Here is a 1,329-nt window from a genome sequence, read left to right as displayed (position 1 = left end):
TACATCTATGGACGTCTCTCCCGTTGCAAGGGTTTCGTCGAGCCGATCTAACCGTTTTTCCCAGGTTGCGAACATCTATCCGGCGTCACCGGATTTCGGTGCGCCTAAATGGGAATTCCGCGCGGTGAGCCTCGACAAGTGGTCGGCCTCGATGGGCCATTATAAAAGCCAGGTTCCTCACACACCGGATCTTGCCGGTCGGTCACATTTCTTGGATCTCCTTGCAATCCTTATCCCAGCCTCAAGTTGCGGGCTGGAATTCCATGTCCTTTCGCAGCATCACCCAGATGATCCGGGCGTTCTTGTTGGCCACGGCGACGATCGTTCGGTTGATGCCGCGTCGTTCGCGCAGCGCATTGATCCATCGACTGAGCGCGTCAGTCTTGCCCGCGGCAACCCGCACGACGGATCTGGCGCCGTGCACCAGCAAGGTTCGCAGGTGCTGATCCCCGCGTTTACTGATGCCCATCAGGATCTGTCGGTTCCCGCTTGAGTGCTGCCTGGGGACGAGGCCCATCCAGGCAGCCAGATGCCGGCCGTTCTTGAACTCGGCGCCGTCGCCGACTGCGGCAATCACGGCCGTTGCGGTTTTGGGACCAACACCGCAGATGCGCGCGATGTGCTGGCAGGTGGAGTTTGACCGGAAGACCGCCTCAATGCGGCGGTCGAAGGTTTTGATCCGCACATCAATCTGGCCAAGGAACTCGTAAAGTTCGGCAATGATCTCGCGCGTCATCCCCGTCAGACCGTTCGTAAGATCAGCAATAATCATTGGGATGGCGCGCCGAGCTCGGCTGATCGAGACGCCGATGGCGACCCCGCGGTCCAACAGGAGGCCGCGCATCTGGCTGACAAGTGCGGTGCGATGGTTCACCAGGCGGGTGCGGGCGCGGTGAAGCGCCTGGATGTCCTGCTGTTCTTCGTTCTTGGGCGGCACAAACTTCATGTTCGGCTGGCACATCGCGGTGCAGATCGCCTCGGCATCGTTTCGGTCGTTCTTCTGATGCTTGACGAAGGGCTTCACGTATTGCGGCGCAATGATCCGGACCGTGTGGCCGAGCTTCTCAAACTGACGCTGCCAGAAGAAGGCCCCTGTGCAAGCCTCGATCCCGATCACGCAAGGCTGCAACTTTGCCAATTCCGGCAAAAGCTGATCCCTTCGCAAACGCTTGCTGATCAGCATCCGACCTTCATGATCCGCCCCATGCAACTGGAACACACTTTTCGCCAGATCGATACCCATGAATGCAATCGCCATCTTCTCCTCCCATGTTGGCCGCATCTCGCGACCAGCGTTGCCGTTGGTGGGAGAGACGTCCATCCCATTAA

At 59.1% G+C, this 1,329-nt stretch carries 1 protein-coding gene; it reads right to left on the bottom strand.

Going from position 1 to position 1,329, the window contains the following annotated elements; genetic code table 11:
* Window positions 1–241: 241 nt before the first annotated feature.
* On the bottom strand, window positions 242–1,258 hold the full coding sequence (locus OE647_RS20070) for an IS110 family RNA-guided transposase (RefSeq protein ID WP_263723541.1): 1,017 nt from the start codon (window positions 1,256–1,258) through the stop codon (window positions 242–244).
* Window positions 1,259–1,329 lie beyond the last annotated feature (71 nt).

This window comes from Albidovulum sediminicola, assembly GCF_025751575.1.
Taxonomy (GTDB): domain Bacteria; phylum Pseudomonadota; class Alphaproteobacteria; order Rhodobacterales; family Rhodobacteraceae; genus Albidovulum; species Albidovulum sediminicola.
Note: the sequence above shows the minus strand (reverse complement) of the source record. Positions and strands in the feature narration are given on the sequence as shown.